The 16,473-nt window shown below is 57.6% G+C and carries 17 protein-coding genes and 3 tRNA genes; 11 read left to right on the top strand and 9 right to left on the bottom strand.

The genetic code is table 11. The features are described 5' to 3' along the window. A partial coding sequence (locus Q0J81_RS07340) for a molybdopterin-dependent oxidoreductase (protein WP_294446899.1) occupies nucleotides 1–735 on the bottom strand: 735 nt, incomplete at its 3' end. Between the two features lie 89 nt (nucleotides 736–824). Here Q0J81_RS07340 and Q0J81_RS07335 point away from each other — a divergent pair. Further along, the gene (locus tag Q0J81_RS07335) at nucleotides 825–1,157 is read left to right on the top strand and encodes a hypothetical protein (RefSeq protein ID WP_294446898.1); all 333 of its coding nucleotides are present in this window, start codon (nucleotides 825–827) and stop codon (nucleotides 1,155–1,157) included. A 112-nt stretch (nucleotides 1,158–1,269) separates the two neighbouring features. Here Q0J81_RS07335 and Q0J81_RS07330 read toward each other — a convergent pair. From Q0J81_RS07330 to Q0J81_RS07310, 5 genes are all read right to left on the bottom strand, one after another. Continuing rightward, nucleotides 1,270–1,346, bottom strand: a tRNA-Met gene (locus Q0J81_RS07330). Nucleotides 1,347–1,378: 32 nt separating this feature from the next. Beyond that, the gene (locus Q0J81_RS07325; RefSeq protein WP_294446896.1) at nucleotides 1,379–2,434 is read right to left on the bottom strand and encodes a manganese-dependent inorganic pyrophosphatase; all 1,056 of its coding nucleotides are present in this window, start codon (nucleotides 2,432–2,434) and stop codon (nucleotides 1,379–1,381) included. 123 nt (nucleotides 2,435–2,557) lie between these two features. Further along, nucleotides 2,558–2,634, bottom strand: a tRNA-Met gene (locus tag Q0J81_RS07320). Between the two features lie 89 nt (nucleotides 2,635–2,723). Further along, the gene (locus tag Q0J81_RS07315) at nucleotides 2,724–3,533 is read right to left on the bottom strand and encodes an undecaprenyl-diphosphate phosphatase (protein ID WP_294446895.1); all 810 of its coding nucleotides are present in this window, start codon (nucleotides 3,531–3,533) and stop codon (nucleotides 2,724–2,726) included. Nucleotides 3,534–3,537: 4 nt separating this feature from the next. Continuing rightward, entirely contained in the window at nucleotides 3,538–4,146 is a 609-nt protein-coding gene (locus Q0J81_RS07310) for a TetR/AcrR family transcriptional regulator (RefSeq protein WP_294446901.1), read from the bottom strand. Between the two features lie 293 nt (nucleotides 4,147–4,439). Here Q0J81_RS07310 and Q0J81_RS07305 point away from each other — a divergent pair, with 293 nt between their 5' ends. Then, nucleotides 4,440–5,477, top strand: coding sequence for an AI-2E family transporter (locus Q0J81_RS07305; RefSeq protein WP_294446894.1), 1,038 nt, complete (start codon nucleotides 4,440–4,442; stop codon nucleotides 5,475–5,477). A gap of 64 nt (nucleotides 5,478–5,541) precedes the next feature. After that, nucleotides 5,542–5,820 (top strand): hypothetical protein, encoded by a 279-nt coding sequence (locus Q0J81_RS07300; RefSeq protein ID WP_294446900.1) that lies wholly within the window; start codon nucleotides 5,542–5,544, stop codon nucleotides 5,818–5,820. Between the two features lie 478 nt (nucleotides 5,821–6,298). On the opposite strand, the gene Q0J81_RS07295 is transcribed toward Q0J81_RS07300, so the two are convergent. The 3 genes from Q0J81_RS07295 to dnaE form a co-directional block, all read right to left on the bottom strand. Continuing rightward, nucleotides 6,299–6,799, bottom strand: a complete 501-nt coding sequence (locus Q0J81_RS07295) for a hypothetical protein (RefSeq protein WP_294446893.1) — start codon at nucleotides 6,797–6,799, stop codon at nucleotides 6,299–6,301. Then, nucleotides 6,799–7,191, bottom strand: a complete 393-nt coding sequence (queD, locus tag Q0J81_RS07290) for a 6-carboxytetrahydropterin synthase QueD (RefSeq protein ID WP_294446891.1) — start codon at nucleotides 7,189–7,191, stop codon at nucleotides 6,799–6,801. Before queD ends, Q0J81_RS07295 begins: the two co-directional genes overlap by 1 nt. Before the next feature lie 247 nt (nucleotides 7,192–7,438). After that, nucleotides 7,439–10,969: a DNA polymerase III subunit alpha gene (gene dnaE / locus Q0J81_RS07285; RefSeq protein WP_294446889.1), complete on the bottom strand. Its 3,531-nt coding sequence runs from the start codon at nucleotides 10,967–10,969 to the stop codon at nucleotides 7,439–7,441. 150 nt (nucleotides 10,970–11,119) lie between these two features. On the opposite strand from dnaE, the gene Q0J81_RS07280 reads away from it, so the two are divergent. From Q0J81_RS07280 to Q0J81_RS07245, 8 genes are all read left to right on the top strand, one after another. Then, nucleotides 11,120–11,350: a hypothetical protein gene (locus tag Q0J81_RS07280; protein ID WP_294446887.1), complete on the top strand. Its 231-nt coding sequence runs from the start codon at nucleotides 11,120–11,122 to the stop codon at nucleotides 11,348–11,350. Next, nucleotides 11,340–12,158: an HD domain-containing protein gene (locus tag Q0J81_RS07275; protein ID WP_294446885.1), complete on the top strand. Its 819-nt coding sequence runs from the start codon at nucleotides 11,340–11,342 to the stop codon at nucleotides 12,156–12,158. The genes Q0J81_RS07280 and Q0J81_RS07275 overlap by 11 nt, the downstream gene beginning before the upstream one ends. Beyond that, entirely contained in the window at nucleotides 12,158–13,069 is a 912-nt protein-coding gene (locus Q0J81_RS07270) for a TIGR00282 family metallophosphoesterase (protein WP_294446883.1), read from the top strand. The genes Q0J81_RS07275 and Q0J81_RS07270 overlap by 1 nt, the downstream gene beginning before the upstream one ends. A gap of 71 nt (nucleotides 13,070–13,140) precedes the next feature. After that, on the top strand, nucleotides 13,141–13,896 hold the full coding sequence (gene tpiA / locus Q0J81_RS07265; RefSeq protein ID WP_294446882.1) for a triose-phosphate isomerase: 756 nt from the start codon (nucleotides 13,141–13,143) through the stop codon (nucleotides 13,894–13,896). A gap of 16 nt (nucleotides 13,897–13,912) precedes the next feature. Further along, nucleotides 13,913–14,338, top strand: a complete 426-nt coding sequence (gene secG, locus Q0J81_RS07260) for a preprotein translocase subunit SecG (protein WP_294446880.1) — start codon at nucleotides 13,913–13,915, stop codon at nucleotides 14,336–14,338. A gap of 653 nt (nucleotides 14,339–14,991) precedes the next feature. After that, nucleotides 14,992–15,795 (top strand): threonine/serine exporter family protein, encoded by an 804-nt coding sequence (locus Q0J81_RS07255; RefSeq protein ID WP_294446877.1) that lies wholly within the window; start codon nucleotides 14,992–14,994, stop codon nucleotides 15,793–15,795. Nucleotides 15,796–15,804: 9 nt separating this feature from the next. Beyond that, complete coding sequence (locus Q0J81_RS07250; RefSeq protein WP_294446875.1) at nucleotides 15,805–16,278, top strand: threonine/serine exporter family protein; 474 nt, start codon at nucleotides 15,805–15,807, stop codon at nucleotides 16,276–16,278. A gap of 119 nt (nucleotides 16,279–16,397) precedes the next feature. After that, a tRNA-Lys gene (locus Q0J81_RS07245) sits at nucleotides 16,398–16,473 on the top strand.

The raw sequence follows: 16,473 nt of genomic DNA, 5'->3' as shown, positions 1-16,473 counted from the left end.
CGCCCCGGCGTCCTTGGCCCGCATGATCCACTTGAAGGATACGGGATGATGTTCTGCAGCATTGCTGCCCATAATCAGGATGGCATCAGAGTTCTTGATGTCGATCCAGTGATTCGTCATAGCCCCACGTCCGAACGACTCTGCCAGAGCCGGTACAGTCGGGCTGTGTCAGACACGCGCCTGGTGGTCGATATGGACGACCCCCAGGCTGCGCATCGCCTGATGAATGACGGCGCACTCTTCGTTTGAGGCATGAGAGGTGCCCATGCAAAACACGGACTCAAGCCTGTTGACGGTCTGCCCCTTGGCGTTCTTCACGATGAAGTCGTTGTCGCGGGCGGTCTTCACGCGGCGGGCGATCTGTTCGAGCGTCCAGTCCCAGTCCTTTTCCACCCACTTGTCGCTGTAGGGCGCGCGGTACATGGGCTTGGTGAGGCGATGTTCGCCGGTATACATGGAAAGAAGGGCTGCGCCCTTGGCGCAGAGGCTGCCTTCGTTGACGGGAAAGTCGGGGTCGCCTTCCGTGGAAATGAGCTTGCCGTCCTTTACATACGCGATGACCTGGCAGCAGACGGCGCAGAAGGGGCACACGGTGGTGACTTCCTTCGCTCCTTCAATTTTCAGAGACGTGGCGTAGGCCTTCGCCTCCTTCAGATCAAATCCAAAATGGGCGAGCGAAAGGCACATGGCCCCTGCGCCGACCATTTTCAGAAAGCTTCTACGTGTGTACGCCATGAATGAAGCTCCTTAGTGTAGTTAATGGAAAAAACTTGATAGTTTCATGAGTTACACGCATGTCCCCGATTCGGGAGCAAGGTACATACATGTTTCTTTCAGCAATAACCTATTTCTGGCCTCATGTCTATTTTCGTGACAATAAAAACTTGTTTGAGGATCGCGAAATCATGTATGAAAAGCAGCAAATAAGGGGAAAAAGGGATTTCTGGAAGAACGGCGACAGCGGGAAGAAGACGCAGGGCGAAATGCCGTTTCCGGGCGTGCGTTCGTTTTTCAGAAAGGGCGGATTTGCGGGGACTGTCGTGGGGATGAGAAGGCATGAAGCGTTTTTTCAGCAAAAACGCAGCGTGAGAGGGCTGTCGTGTATCGACGATTTTCGAGGGTGTGGGCGGCACGCAAAGGGGTATGTCAGGAGGTAGGTATGCCGGGGGATGGTGCACCCGTTGCAGAACGCAGTGGATTCTGCAAAAGAGAGGCATGAGATATTAAACAGAAAATCCCGGGATGAAACATCCCGGGACCATGTTTTTCTGGTAGCAAGGGGGAGATTTGAACTCTCGACACTACGGGTATGAACCGTATGCTCTAACCAACTGAGCTACCTTGCCATCGGAAAGAGACAATACACATTGTCTTCGGATTAGTCAAGCGAATTAAAGGCGTCCATGAGAAAAGGCAGAACCTGTTTCTTACGGCTCATCATGCCGGGCATCCAGTGCTCGGCCAGAGCGTCGGCCCAGGGCGTGTCGGGCGCGCTCTCGTGTTCGTGATAATCGGAACTGCCCTCTCTTGCATAAGCCGGAGCTACGTTGCGAACCTTGGGCATTCTGTAGGTGTCGAGACGGACGTTGAACGCCTTTTCCGTGACGGACAGATCGCGGGAGGCCACCAGCATCTGCGAGCCTTCCTTCATGATGTCGGTGGCAAGGAACATGACGGTGTGGCAGCCGTTTTCTTCCATGAGCTTGCGGGCGGCCCGGAACAGATCAGCCTTGATGGGGTCGATCATGCCGGCATCCATGAGTTCAAGCTGACCTATGCCGACCTTGCGTCCGTTGATGTCGAATTCCTTGTAGTCACGCTGGAAAAGGTTGTCGGCGGAGTCGTGCAGATCGGACTTGGCGCGGAACATTTCCATGCCGAGTTCCATGATGTCGTCCACACCTGCGATTTCCGCAAGCTCCGCCGCGGCACGGCGGTCGGCGTCGGTGGTGGTGGGGGAGCGGAAGAGCACGGTGTCGGACAGAATGGCGCAGAGCATGCCTCCGGCGAGGTAGGTGGGAACATAGCCGCCGTAGAAGTCGTACATGTTCTTCAGAATGGTGTTGCTGCAGCCCACGGGCCATACCCACATTTCCAGAGGCGCGGCAGTGGTGACGTCGCCGAGCTTATGATGATCCACGACGGAGACGATGGTGCTGCTGTCGAAGCCCTGCGGGGCCTGGGCCAGATCGGAAAAATCCACCAGACTCACCTGACGACCGGCAACGCTTTCCATGATGCGCGGAGGCTTGATGTTGAAGCGCTGCATGACGAAGTTGGTTTCGGGGCTGGTGCTGCCCTGAATTTTCGGGCTGGAGGGCATGCCTCGCTGATTCTGCAGTTCCGCCAGCGCAATGGCGGCGATGACGGAGTCGGTATCGGGATTCTTGTGACCGAATACCTGAATGCGTTGAGGACGGGAAGGGGAAGCCATGGAAAAACTCCGAATGGGAATGATAAGCGTGTCATGCGCCTCGGCGCAACAGAAAACGCTGCGCCGAGGCTTGAGAAGGCATAAAAAAAAGTCCAAGAAAAATCCTGGACTTTCTTATTGTTATGGTAGCAAGGGGGAGATTTGAACTCTCGACACTACGGGTATGAACCGTATGCTCTAACCAACTGAGCTACCTTGCCGTAACCCCGGAATCACCCGGCGCAGGAATGTACTTATAGAAAACATTCGTCCTTGGCAAGCATTTTTTTCGCCTTTGGGCAAATTTTTTTCAGCGCACCATGAAGAAATAGACCGGAACAGCCAGAATGAGACGATAGATAGCAAACGGTTTCAACGTGTTGCGACCGAGAATGGAAATAAAGATTCGTATGGCCGCAATGGCGGAGATGAAGGCGACCGCGGAACCGACGATGAAGAAGGGAATGTCGGCGGATGAAAACAGCGACAGGGACTTGAGAAGGTCGTAGCCTGCGGCTCCGATGATGATGGGTACGGCCGCGATGAAGGAGTACTCCGCAGCCACTTCGCGCCGTACGCCGAGAATCATGCCGCCCATGAGCGTGGAGGCGGAACGGGAAAAGCCCGGCCACAGGGCAAGGCACTGGAAGCAGCCTATGCCGAGGGCCTGCGCGGCTGAAAGCTGGTCCAGCGTCTGCACCGGCATGCGATCCTGACGGTGAGCGACCAGATGTTCTACCGCCAGCATGAGCAGGGCTCCGCATACGAGGGCGGCGGTCACTGTGGCAGGAGTGAACAGAGACTTGATGAAACCGTGCAGAAGAAGACCCAGTACGGAGGCGGGCAGGCTCGTGAGCACAAGGAGCATGATGCCCCGAAGTCCGGAAAAGGCCCCGGAGCGTTCCGTCGGGCGCAGAAGTCCGAAAAAGCGCTTCCAGTAGAGCACGAGCACGGCCAGGATGGCGCCCACCTGAACGACGACCTCGAAGGTGGATGCCTTTGAACCGGAAAAACCCAGGAGGTCGGAGGCGATGACAAGGTGACCGGAAGAGGAGATGGGAAGGAATTCGGTGAGGCCTTCCACAAGGCCGAGCATGCCGGCGGTGAGGAGGGAGTCCATGGCGTCAGCTCCTGTTCGTGCCGCTGGAAACGGCCCGTTCAACAAAGGTAAGGGTTTCCGTATAGAAGTTTTCGGACGAGCCGTACGTGTAGGGCGTAAGCACCCTTGTGCGGTTGGCGCCGACCATGAGACCGACAATGACCTGCGCGGTGCTCGAGGGCGTGAGTTTCGTGACCGTGCCGTCGGCCACGCCCCGCTGAAGCTGCTGTTCAAGCAGATGGTGTACTTCTGCAAACTTGCGGAGCATGACTTCCCTGTCGTCGCTGGCCTTCATGTCGCTGTAGGGGGAGCAGCGCACGAGCACGAGCCAGTTGGTATGCGGGTCGATGGAAAATTCGAGATAGGCACGGCAGAAGGAGAGCACGCCGGAAAGTCCGTCCGGCGTTCCTTCCGTGGCTGAGCAAAGAACGCGCAGAAAATGTTCGAGGACGTCCATGCCGGCGGCAAAGAACAGCTTTTCCTTGTTGCCGTAATGATGGGTGAGAAGTCCGAGTGCAACGCCTGCCCTGTCGGAAATCTTTTTGAACGTGGTTTCGGCAAAGCCGTATTCGCCGAACAGTTCCTTGGCAGCCTGCAGAAGGGCTTCCTTTTTCGTGATGGTTTTCATGTTCATTGTCTTGACTGTGTCCGCCATGGATACGCCAAAGCCTTGAAAAGGCCTCGGCCGTGAAAAAGGTGACGCTCCGGCGGGTACGTTTTTCTGCGCCTGATCTTTGGAAGTGCCCGCGGTCGGAGAATGGTTCTGACGGGTTCAGGTTTGCCTTATTGCAGGGATAAAGGCAAGTCGTTTGTTTGTTCAAACAGGCAGAGGTCAGGCGGTAGTCTTCAAAACTGGACATCGTCGCCGATCCCCAGTACCTTTGAAGCGATGTCGGAATGTTCCGCATCTCTCATCATGGAGGATTCATGGCCCGCTGTCTGGCTGTCGTTGCAATTATCATATGGTTCGCGTTGCTGTCTCCCTATCCCACGAGTGCGTTTGTTGCGGCCGTCACGGCGGCACTTACGCTGCCCGTGTACCGGTGGCTGCGTGCGAGAATGTCCAAGACCGGAACCATCGTCTGCTTTTCCGTAGGACTTGTGGTCTGTGTGGGGACGCCCATCAGCATTGTCATAGGCATGGTCGTGCCGCAGGCGCTGGAAGGGGCAAGGCGGCTCAGTGCCTGGTGGCAGGACGGCCATCCCATACCTCCGGCCATTTCCTACTATCTTGAAGAGGGATACAGAATTTTTGTGGAGAATGTTCCCAACGCCCAGGAATATCTTGACAAGCTTGAAAGCGACTTCAATGCCGTGGTCAACACGGTCATCAAGAACGTGCTTTCCAAGGGGCTGAATCTTGCAGGCGACACCATGGGCATGGTATGGGCCATTTTCCTTTTCATTGTGTTCACCTGTCTTATTGTCGTATACGCTCCCGCCATTCGACGGGTCGTGCTTCAGGTATTTCCCCGGAACGACGACATGGTGGACCGCTTTGTTTCCGTGTTGCACAACGCCAGCCGTTCCGTCTTCATCAGCATTGTGTTCGTGCCCATCATTCAGGGAACGCTTACCGGCATAGGCCTGCGTTTTCTCAATGTGCCCGATCCGGCGTTCTGGGGACTTCTTGCCGTGTTTTCAGCGGTCATTCCGCTTGCAGGAACAGCCATTGTGTGGTTGCCCATAACCGTGTATCTCTGGGCGACGCAGTCCCTCGGGTCGGCGCTCATGCTGCTGGCGTGGGGCAGCATAGTGGTTTCCGGTTCCGACAACCTGCTGCGCCCGTATTTTCTCAAGACAGGCATCGAAGTGTCCATGGTGGTGCTTCTTCTGTCCATCGTCTGCAGTCTTGCCGTGTTCGGTGCGGTGGGCATCATTGCCGGTCCCGTCATGGTGGCGCTGGCCAGACAGTGCATGGTGGAAAGCGAGCTGCTTTCCCGAAAGCGCGGCGGTATGATGTGAACGCCCAGGCAGCCAGATGCCGATCTTTTTCCAGCCTGAAACAAACGGAGTCAGAACAATGGCCATGCTCAATGCGAAATACATTGCCGAACTGGAAGAATATCTTAAGTCCGGCAATCTTGAGGAAGATTTCAAGTGGTCGGTGGAGGAACGCCGCGGAGAGATTCTGGAGTTTTTGGAAAAGCTCATGGATCTCGGCGAGCTTGCAGATGAGACCGCCACGCATATCATTTTCAAGGGGCAGCTCGGTGCGCTTATGGGCATGCCGGGAGAGAAGGCGGAGCCCGAAGCTCCGACGCCCGCCGTGGAGCAGGGCGCTTCCATGGAACTGCCCCGCAGCTAGCGCAGGACGTTTCTTTTTCATCACCAGGGCAGGTGCGGTCGGTTTTTCTGATCCGTCGCAGCGTTGTCTCTGAGCCCGGTACTCTGCTCATGAAGCAGAGCGTTTTCTGACGTGCGCATTCTGTCTGCAGAGAGACAATCGCTCGTCACTGTTGTCTGCATCTTTGCAGAACAAAGACGGCGGAGCCGGTTTTTCTGCTTCAGGACGCGGCGGCCGATGCGTGATGCTGCGTGTTGTGGGGAGAAGCGAGTGTGCGGGCGCTGACGGTTCCCGGCCTGCGGTGTTTGCCGGACAAAGACGCGCGAGTCGCAAAAAGCATACGTCGATCCGGGGAAAGAGCCTGCCTCAGGCATGGCCAGATCGGGCCGGAATGTCTGCGGACAGTGCATCGACAAGGCAAAAGTTCCTGCCGTGAGGGCGGAGACAGGGGAAATGGCCTTTGCCTGAATACGTATGAGCAAAGGGGCGCGCACGGACTTCAGATAAAGGAGTTCCGCACAAGAATGCCGCAGAGCGCTCCGCCGAGCAGCGTGTGTCGGGAAAGTACGGAAAAACGGGGCCTTTCCCGGTAAAGGACTCCTTCCATGCCGCCCTGCGTTTCCAGTACGCAGCGTGACACGGCGTGCCGGAGCGGAGCAAAAAGCAGCGCGGACGGCCATTCCAGATTGCGTTCCGGCGTTTTGAAGTCGAGAAAGAACGTATGCCCGGCTTCGGCACAGAGCCGGGGAAAAAGCGTCTGCTGTTCCGCTTCCTCGAGAAGACTCAGGGCAAAGCCGCAGACGGCCAGAACTCCGTCTCGTCCGTGCGGAAGAAGCGCATCGTCGGACGTGCGCCGGTACGCGGCCTGCCGGCACAGAAGAGGAACAGGACCGAAGTCCGGCGCCTCACGGACGTCGAGACGACGGGCGGCCTCTTTTGCGACGGGACGTCCGCATGCTGCAAGACGCGCCAGCAGGACGCCTGCGGGAAAGGATGGCATCAGTCGTCGATTTCCTGATAGGTTGCGGACTGCACGGGCGTTTCCCCCACGGTCATGCTGTGCATGCGCACCGGCATGGATGCCAGGCGTTCCTTCATTCTGCCGTACAGGTAGCGGGCGAGGTTTTCCGACGAAGGATTGATGACGTCAAACGGCGGCAGCTCGTTGAGATACTTGTGGTCGATGGTGGCAAGTTCCGCCCGGAGTTCCTTTTTCAGCGCGGTGAAGTCCGCCACGAGTTCAGTGTCCGGGGTGAGGGTTTCGCCTTCCACGACCATTTCCACCAGGTAGTTGTGACCGTGCAGATCCTCGCACTTGCCCTGGTAGTGGCGCAGCGCGTGGGCGGCCGCAAAGTCACCGCGTATGGTGAGTCTCCATATGGCTTTTTTCATGATGTCTCCTTGTCTGTGAGCGGGATGCGGAGCGTTGCCCGAAGAAGACCGGATGTTGCGCGTCGTCGGGCGTTCAAATGCCTTTTTCGTTGTCCGGCTTTCCGCGGCAAGGGGCGCAGCGTTGCTGCTTTTGTCCGGCAGACGTCTTTTGCGCCTCTGGTCTGTCATGCCATGACGGTACGGGGCCGAAGAGCCGTCCGTCGCGCGGAATGCCGGAGCGCTTTCCTTGCAACGGACAGTCTGTCGCTTACTGTCTCAGCGCCATTCTGGCCTTGGCCCAGGCGTCCATATCCTTGTTGAGCTGAGGACTGGCCTGCACTCTCCAGCGCGGGCCGAGTTCCATGATGCAGGAGCGGTTGTTGAGTTCAAACTGAATCTGTACGGAAGAGCTTCCCTTGTGCTTTTCCAGAATGGCCTTGAACTCTGCAATGTCGGCATCGCTCGTGCAGGTGACGGGGTAGGGGAACAGCACCGGATGATCGCTGCTCATGCAGGCTTCGAGCAGAGGTCTTGCCGAGTCGCACAGCAGCTTGATTTCCTTGACGGTGTTTTCTTCTTCGCCGTCATCGTCGTAGTCGTCGTCATCCTTGGCGTCCACGGTTCCCACCAGCTCAATGAGCGGACGTTCCGCGTGCAGCGTTTCCTTGATGGCGGCGTAGGTCTTGGGAAAAATGGTGACTTCGGCATGCCCCGTCAGGTCTTCCACCTGCACGAAGGCCATCTTGTCGCCCTTTTTGGTGATGAACTCCTTGAGTCCTGTCACGAGGACGCCGGTCTTCACGGAACCTTTGCCGAGTTCGCTGATTTCTTCGAGCGTGAGCAGGCCGAGCCTCTGCATGTCGCGGCGGAAGGGCTGAAGCGGGTGGCTTGTCAGGTAGAAGCCCAGGGAATCCTTTTCAAAGGTCAGCTTCTGATCGTCGTCCCATTCCGGGGTGTCCTGTTCCTCGCAGGGAAAGCCTATGCCGGGCATGGGAGCAGCTTCCACGGAAGGCGAGAAGGCCAGAAGGGAAATCTGGGCAGAGTTCTTTTCCTTCTGTTTTTTCTGGGCTCTGGCCACTACGTTGTCGAGACTGGCCAGCATGCCCGCGCGGCTCACGCCGAAGCAGTCGCAGGCTCCGCCCTTGATGAGGCTTTCAAGTACGCGTTTGGTCACCTTGCGCAGGTTCACGCGCGTGCACAGGTCAAGCAGCGACTTGTAGGGGCCTTCCTCCTCCCGCGAACGGACGATTTCATTGATGGCTTCGTCGCCCACGTTCTTCACGCCGCCGAGACCGTAGACGATGGAGTCTCCGCTCGGCGTAAAGGTGCGCAGACTGATCTGCACGTTGGGCGGCAGCACGTCGATGTTCATGTCTCGACAGGCCGCTATGTAGTTGAGAATCTTGTCCTGGTTGCCGATTTCCGAGGAAAGCAGGGCGGCCATGAACTCAACCTTGAAGTAGTACTTCAAGAATGCCGTCACGTAGGTGATGTAGGCATAGGCTGCGGAATGAGCCTTGTTGAAGCCGTATTCGGCAAATTTTTCCATGAGGTCGAAGATTTCGTTGGCCGTTTCCTTGGCGACGCCTCGTTCGGACGCCCCCTTGAGGAAAATGTCGCGCTGCTTGGCCATTTTCTCGGCCTTTTTCTTGCCCATGGCCCGTCGCAGAAGGTCTGCGCCGCCGAGGGTGTATTTGGCGGTGATCTGCGCGATCTGCATGACCTGTTCCTGATAGACGATAACGCCGTAGGTGTCCTTCAGGCAGGGTTCAAGCTCGGGCAGCGGATAGGAGACTTCGATTTCTCCGTGCTTGCGCTTGATGAACTCGTCGACCATGCCCGAATTGAGCGGGCCGGGACGGTACAGGGCGAGCATTGCCACGAGATCCTCAAAGCCCGAGGGCTTGAGCATTCTGAGATATTTGCGCATGCCCGTGCTTTCGAGCTGAAACACGCCGTCGGTATCGCCGCGGGACAGAAGGTCATACACGTTCTGATCATCCGTGGACAGGTTTTCCATGTCCGGGGCTTCCTTGCCCTGCTGGATGATGTTCTTCACCGCGTTGGACATGACGGTCATGGTGCGCAGGCCGAGGAAGTCGAACTTCACGAGGCCGACCTTTTCCACGAACTTCATGTCGAAGGCGGCGATCTGTTCGCCCTTTCGTCCGGCAAAGAGCGGAAGATATTCCTCCATGGGCCTGTCGGACACCACCACGCCTGCGGCATGGGTGGAGGCGTGGCGTGTCAGACCTTCCAGGCGCAGGGAAATGTCGATGAGCTTTTTGACTTCCGGCTTCGTCCTGTATTCGTCCGCCAGCTCGGGCACCGTGTCGAGCGCTTTTTTGAGCGTCATCTTGAGATCGGCGGGAATCATCTTGGCGATGCGCGTCGTCTCGTTGAACGGTATGCCCATGGCGCGGCCCACGTCCTTCACCACGGCCTTGGCCTTCATCTTTCCGAAGGCCGCAATCTGCGACACCTTGTCCTTGCCGTATTTGCGGGTGACGTACTCGAGCACTTCAAGGCGTCTGTCTTCGCAGAAGTCCACGTCGATATCAGGCATGCTGACGCGCTCGACGTTGAGGAAGCGTTCGAAGAACAGCTTGTTGGGCAGAGGGTCGATGGACGTGATGCGGAGCGCCCAGGCCGCTACGGAACCGGCGGCGGAACCGCGGCCCGGGCCGACGGGAATGCCGTTGTTCTTGGCCCAGTTGATGTAGTCCTGCACGATGAGGAAATAGCCGGGAAAGCCCATGTCGCAGATGACCTTGAGCTCCATTTCCAGACGGTCTCGGTACTCCTGCGGATTGATGGTATCCTTGTGGGGATGCTTTTCCAGACGCTTTTCCAGGCCTTCCCGGGCCATGCGGCAGAATTCGTCTGCCAGAGTCACGCCTTCGGGCAGATCGTATACGGGGAAGTGGTAGGGCGGCGCATGAAGCTGAATTTCAAGATGACAGCACTGATCCGCAATCTTGAGCGTGTTTTCCATGGCTTCGCGGGGAATGCCCTCGAGACCGGCGAGCATTTCCTCTTCCGACTTGTAGTAGAGATCCCGTGCCTCGAAGCGGAAGCGCTTGGCGTCGTCCACCTTGGCCTGCGTCTGGATGCAGAGAAGAATGTCGTGCGCCTCCACGTCGTCGGCGTTGAGGTAATGGCAGTCGTTGGTGGCGACCAGGGGCAGTTTCGTGGCTTCGGCGAGCTTGAGAATGCCCTCGTTCACTCTGGCCTGTTCGGGAAGACTGTTGGCCTGAACTTCGAGATAGAAGCGTTCGGGAAAGAGCGCGGCGTATTCTTTGGCTATGGCCACGGCGTCGTCAAAGGTGCCTCCGCCCGTGATGAGCTTGTTGCTGCCGAGCAGCGTACGGGGAATTTCGCCCGCCACGCAGGCGGAAAGCGCCACGAGACCGTCGGTGCAGCCGTAAAGCATCTTTTTGTCGATGCGCGGCTTGTAGTGGAAGCCGTCGAGCCAGCTTCTGCTGACAAGGTGCATGAGATTGCGGTATCCCGTGGGATTCTGCGCCAGAAGTATGAGGTGATGGCGCACTCTGGCGAAGTCGGAGGTCTTGTCGGTATGATCGCGCGTGACATAGACTTCGCAGCCGATGATAGGGGGAATGCCCGCATCCTTGCAGGCGGAGTAGAAGTATGCCGTGCCGAAAAGGTTGCCGTGATCCGTGATGGCGGCAGCGGGCATGCCGAGAGCCTTGGCCTTCTGCGCCAGATCGGCGACGCGGATGGCGCCGTCAAGGAGACTGAACTCCGTATGACAGTGAAGATGAACAAAATTCGACATGGTGACTCCGATGATAAATCCGTGCCAAGTACGTAGCACAGGGGGCAGTTTCCGTAAAGCGCAGGGCAGGGCACGGCGCCGGCGGGCGACACTTGCGTCCGGCATCTTCAGCGGATACTATCGGGCAAATTCAGCGAAGGAGACGTTTTCTTGTCCGAGATTCTCGAAGATCTTTTCACCGGTACGCTCAGCGGCGTCATCGTCATGGTGCTGATTTCTGCCGCCGTCATTTTTTTTCTGCGGAGCCTTTACGGTCCGAAAGGCTTTTTCCGCGACCCCCGCTGGGATGAGAGCAACAGACGAATCCGTCAGAGGGAGGCCGAGGACAGGGAACGTCGTCTGAAGGAATGGCAGAAGAAGGGGGAGCAGGATGAACATTGATCTTTCTGCCCATCGCCGGCGCTTTCTCGATTATGTCGACGGCTTTCGCGACGTGCCGGATGCGGCGCCTCTCCGGCTCAAGGTCGAGCATACGCTCAGGGTCGTGGAGCACGCCGAAGCCGTTGTCGACTCCCTTGCCGGAGATCATGCGGAGCGCGCCTGGGCCCTTTGTGACGATGCCTGCCGCGCGGCGGTGCTTGCGGCGCTGTATCATGACTGCGGCCGCTTTCCGCAGTTTCGGCAGTTCCGTACGTTTCTGGACGCAAAGTCGGTCAATCATGCGGAGCTGAGCTTTCGCACCATGCGCGACGAGGGCTTTTTGAAGGATGAGAAGCCCAGGGTCGCCCATCTGGCGTGCTGCGCCGTGCTGCTGCACAACCGCTACGCGCTTTCTCCCATGCTTTCCCGGCAAGCCCGCTTCGTGACCGACGTGGTAAGGGACAGCGACAAGCTGGATATTTTCCGCGTCATGGTCGGCTACCTCGACAACGCGCTTCCGGAACGGGACGCCGTGCTCCTTCACGTGAAGGACGACCCCGGCCTCTGGACGCCGAAAGTGGCGGAGGACGTGCTTGCCGGGCGCGTCGCCCGATATACGGATCTTCGTTTCGTCAACGACTTTCGCCTGCTGCTCGGTACCTGGATGCATGAACTGCGCTTTGCCGCCACACGGCGTGCTCTGGCCGAAAGCGGGCTCATGGAAAAGGTGCTTGAGGGGCTGCCCGACGAGCCGGGACTGCGTGCGGCGAGGGAGAAACTTCATGCAATGCTTGAAGATTGCCGCAGCGGCCGCGGAGCGAACGACTGATGCGCATTCTTTTTCTCGGAGACGTGGTGGGCAAGGCAGGGCGACTTGCGGTGAAGCAGTATCTGCCGGAACTTTTTGAAGAACTGTCGTTCGACGTGGTCATTGCCAACGGAGAGAACATTGCCGGAGGCATGGGCATGACGTCGGATACGCTGGACGAGCTGTTTGCCTCGGGGGTGGACCTTGTGACGGCAGGCAATCACGTATGGCGGCACCGGGAGATTTTTTCCCGGCTGGACAGAGATCGCCGCATCGTCCGTCCCTTCAATTACCCGGAGGGCGCGCCGGGACGGGGATATGTGGTGCACACGCTCAGGGACGGCCGCAGACTGGCCGTGATCAATCTGCTCGGCACTGTGTTCATGGATCCGCTTCCCTGTCCGTTCCGTACCGTGCTGAACTTGCTGGATGGCTCGTCCTGTCCCGGGGCTGCGGAACATTCGGCCCTTTTGGCTTTGCACAACGGCGGCAAAGATGCTACGAATGCCGAAGAGACGCACACGCTCCTTCATGAGCTCGACGGCGTTGCCGTCCGCATCGTGGACTTTCACGCCGAAACCACGGGAGAAAAGAAGACCATGGGCTGGGCTCTGGACGGAAGGGTGAGCGCCGTCATCGGCACGCACACGCACGTGCAGACCGCCGATGCCCAGATACTGCCCCATGGTACGGCCTACATAAGCGACGCGGGCATGTGCGGGGTGGAGCAGTCGTCTCTCGGCATGGACTTTGAACCTGTGCTCGCGCGCTTTCTCACGCGCATGCCGCATCCCTTCAAGCCTGCGAAAGGTCCTGTTTCCCTGAACGGCGTTTATGTCGACGTCGACGACGACACGGGACTGGCCAGAGAAATTCGTGCCGTCAGAGCTCACTGTCCCCGTGCGTCGAGAGGCGGGGAGGAGCAGAACTGAACGGGACTTGTGTTTTTGTCTGAGAAGCGTACCTTCTCCCCATTCCATTTTAGATCAGAGAGGATGTAGTTATGAAGAAGCTGATGGCTGCCAACTGGAAGATGTACAAGACCGGCGCCGAGGCCGTGGAAACCGTGCAGGCCATGGCCGGGCTTTTGAACGGTCAGGCTCCTGAAGGTCGTGAAATCGTGATTTTCGTGCCGTTTACCGCGCTTGAAAGAGCCAGCGGCGCCATGGAAGCCATCAAGGGCGCGTCCTGTGGTGCGGAAGACGTGTATCCCGCAGCCGAAGGCGCGTTCACCGGCGAGATTTCGCCTGCCATGATCAAGGCCTGCGGCGCTTCCTGGGTGCTGACCGGCCACTCCGAACGTCGTCACGTCATCGGCGAGAGCGACAGCTTCGTGGGTGAGAAGACGGCCTTTGCCCTGGCAAACGGCCTTCGCGTCATGCTCTGCATCGGCGAAACGCTGGAAGAACGTGAATCCGGTCTTCTCCGCAACGTTCTTGAACGTCAGCTCAAGCTCGGTCTGAAGAACGTGCCCGCCGATACGCCCGCCGAGTCTCTCGCCATTGCCTACGAGCCTGTATGGGCCATAGGTACCGGCAAGACCGCCACCACCGACGACATCGTGGAAACTCATGCCATCTGCCGTGCTCTCATGCGTGAAGTTCTCGGCGACAAGGCCGACAGCACTCCTCTTCTGTACGGCGGCAGCGTGAAGCCCGCCAATGCCGGAAGCATCCTTGCTCTTGACAATGTGGACGGTGTGCTGGTAGGAGGAGCTTCTTTGAAAGCTGACAGCTTTACTCAGATCATCAATGCCTAGTTAAGGAGCTTTTCGCGTGCAGACAGCCATCCTGACTCTTCATGTTATCGTATGCATCATCCTTGTCGTGCTGGTGCTTCTCCAGTCCGGCCGTGAAGGCATGGGCGTCATTTTCGGCGGCGGGGGCAACAGCTCCGTGTTCGGCAGCGCCGGCGCCGGCGGCGTGCTCGCCAAGCTGACCACGTTTCTTGCCGTCATTTTCATCTGCACTTCTCTGGGCTACAACATCATGACGAGCTCTACCCGTACGTCTCAGGAGTCCGTGCTTGATGTGCAGTTTGAGGAAGTGCCCGCTCCGGTGGCCGACACTGCACCTGTCGCACCCGCTGCGCCCGCCGCTCAGACGACGGAAGCCGCTCCGGCCCCCGCTGCCGGACAGACTCCGACTGCTGCCGAAGCTCCCGCGGCTCAGCCTGCGGCTCCTGCTGAAGCCGCCCAGTAGGAACGTATCTTTGTTTTTGGAAAGAGCGCCTCTTGTGGGGCGCTCTTTTGCTTTAAGCGGTACTTTGCGCATGTTCCAAACAGACGCGTTTTCTGAGCAGACGGGAGCGTCACGCGTAGGCAGGCAGGGCACGGAGCATTCGAAGCAATGAATGTCGCAACAGCGAAAACCATGCCTGTTCAGCCCGTTCTGCGTCTATGGAGAATTGAAGCGCGGCGCAGGGCTTTCAGAAGCGGATGACGGACGAGCGACGTCTGGAATATGGATTTCGTCATGCAGCGCGGCGCAGACTCTCGCATACTTCCCATGAGGGCAGGCGATCTCCGGCGCTCTGCACCACGGCGCTCGCGCGCAGAACCGGATTCCTGCGCTCGTTGCCGGTCTGACGTGGTCAGGGGCGTCATTCTTTCCTGGCACTGTGTGCGGAAACGCGCGCCGGATCCGGCGAAGGTGGGGGCTTCATGGAACATGGGAGGAGAGCGTACAAAGGTCGGATATCTTCTGTTCCGGCGTCTTTTTCAGGGATGCTTTTGTACCATTGACAAGCCTTGAGAGGCTCTTTTATAGCTCTTGGCAGCCTGACGCTATTGTTTCGGAAGACGGCGGTTTACAGAACGTCCGGGACGAAAAAATCTTCAAGTGATGGTTTAATTATGGCGAGATACTATCTGGCGGAACAGGTTGCGCTGCAGCATTCCTCTTCCATCGACTACGCGCGCGAGTTTCTGTTCAACGCGCTGAACATCGGTGAGGAAATGCTCATCAGCGGCGCCGAGGTCAGTCGTGTGGAGGACAGCGTTCGTCGCATCTGCCTGGCCTACGGTGCGGAAAAGGTGGATGTGTTCACCATTACCTCGGCCATTGTGGTGACCGTGTATTCCCCCATGTTCGGTGCGGTGACGCAGACAAGGCGCATCACGTCCACCAAATACGATCTGTTCAAGCTTGCGCGCCTCAATGCCCTTTCCCGTCGCATATGTGAGGAAATGCCGCTTTTCGAGGTCGTGGAAAACGAGCTTGAAGAAATACGAACGGGCACGCCTCAGTATTCCTTTGGAACCATGCTGGCCATACATGCCCTGATCTCCGCGTCCTTTACGCTGTTTTTCGGAGGCTCCTGGCTGGATGCCGCAGCTTCTGCCGTCATCGGTCTGTTTCTGAAATACATGGATTCCGTATCCCGTCTTCTTCAGCTTCCCTCCACGGTGGCGGCCGTTCTATGGTCGTTTGCGGGCGGCTGTCTTGCGCTTTTCTTTGTTTCTGTCGGATTCGGATGCTCAGCGGAAAAGATCAGCATCGGCAACATCATGCTGCTCATTCCCGGAATGCAGCTCACCAACTCCATCCGCGACGTCTTCAACGGAGATACGCTGTCTGCACTTCTTGGATTCTGCAACGCTTTCGTGCTGGCAGCGCTCATTGCTTTCGGTTTTGCGCTGCCCACGCTTATCTGGTGAGATATGCTCATGATTATACCCGACTGGCTCATTCAGCTTGTTACGGCTTTTACTGGTGCACTCGGCTTCGCCGTGCTTTTTAATGTGCAGTCCGCCAGACTTTTCTGGGCAGGACTCGGAGGTCTGATAGGATGGGCAGTCTATCTTGCCCTCGGCGAGTGGTATCAAAGCGACGTCATACGCTTTTTCCTGGCGTCCGCCTGTTTCACCGTGTATGCCGATCCACTGTCACGTCTGAAAAAAACGCCTACCACGGTGTTTCTTGTCCCGGCGGCCATCCCCATGGTGCCCGGAGCTTCCCTGTATCGCTCCATGAGCTTTGCCGTGAGCGGGCAGTGGAGCGCCTTTGCCCAGCAGATTCTTTACACGCTGCTTCTTGCGGCGGCCATTGCGGCGGGCATAGTATGTGCCATGACGCTTCTTCACATCACGAGAATGCTGATGCGTGGGCTCCGGCAGGTGTGGCCTGTCCGCAATGTATAATTATAATACATTGAAAAGTAACATATTTTTTACAAAGTTCAAAAAAAATGATTTTTTATAAAAAAAATGCTTGACGAAGGGGGGGGGATTTTCTATAAACACACCTGCGTCAAGCGAGTGGGTCACTAGCTCAATTGGTAGAGCAGTTGACTCTTAATCAATTGGTTCGGAGTTCGAGTCTCCGGTGACCCACCA

The organism is uncultured Mailhella sp. (genome assembly GCF_944324575.1).
Classification (GTDB): domain Bacteria; phylum Desulfobacterota; class Desulfovibrionia; order Desulfovibrionales; family Desulfovibrionaceae; genus Mailhella.
The sequence above is the reverse complement of the archived record's forward strand: the minus strand, read 5'-3'. Positions and strand labels throughout refer to the sequence as shown.

Coding starts and splice junctions, on each gene's coding strand:
- Q0J81_RS07305 (WP_294446894.1), top strand. CDS start 4,440: ATGGCCCGCTGTCTGGCTGTCGTTGCAATTATCATATGGTTCGCGTTG.
- queD (WP_294446891.1), bottom strand. CDS start 7,191: ATGAAAAAAGCCATATGGAGACTCACCATACGCGGTGACTTTGCGGCC.
- Q0J81_RS07250 (WP_294446875.1), top strand. CDS start 15,805: ATGATTATACCCGACTGGCTCATTCAGCTTGTTACGGCTTTTACTGGT.
- Q0J81_RS07255 (WP_294446877.1), top strand. CDS start 14,992: ATGGCGAGATACTATCTGGCGGAACAGGTTGCGCTGCAGCATTCCTCT.
- Q0J81_RS07295 (WP_294446893.1), bottom strand. CDS start 6,799: ATGCCATCCTTTCCCGCAGGCGTCCTGCTGGCGCGTCTTGCAGCATGC.
- Q0J81_RS07300 (WP_294446900.1), top strand. CDS start 5,542: ATGCTCAATGCGAAATACATTGCCGAACTGGAAGAATATCTTAAGTCC.
- Q0J81_RS07325 (WP_294446896.1), bottom strand. CDS start 2,434: ATGGCTTCCCCTTCCCGTCCTCAACGCATTCAGGTATTCGGTCACAAG.
- Q0J81_RS07270 (WP_294446883.1), top strand. CDS start 12,158: ATGCGCATTCTTTTTCTCGGAGACGTGGTGGGCAAGGCAGGGCGACTT.
- Q0J81_RS07335 (WP_294446898.1), top strand. CDS start 825: ATGTTTCTTTCAGCAATAACCTATTTCTGGCCTCATGTCTATTTTCGT.
- Q0J81_RS07315 (WP_294446895.1), bottom strand. CDS start 3,533: ATGGACTCCCTCCTCACCGCCGGCATGCTCGGCCTTGTGGAAGGCCTC.
- Q0J81_RS07310 (WP_294446901.1), bottom strand. CDS start 4,146: ATGAACATGAAAACCATCACGAAAAAGGAAGCCCTTCTGCAGGCTGCC.
- dnaE (WP_294446889.1), bottom strand. CDS start 10,969: ATGTCGAATTTTGTTCATCTTCACTGTCATACGGAGTTCAGTCTCCTT.
- tpiA (WP_294446882.1), top strand. CDS start 13,141: ATGAAGAAGCTGATGGCTGCCAACTGGAAGATGTACAAGACCGGCGCC.
- Q0J81_RS07275 (WP_294446885.1), top strand. CDS start 11,340: ATGAACATTGATCTTTCTGCCCATCGCCGGCGCTTTCTCGATTATGTC.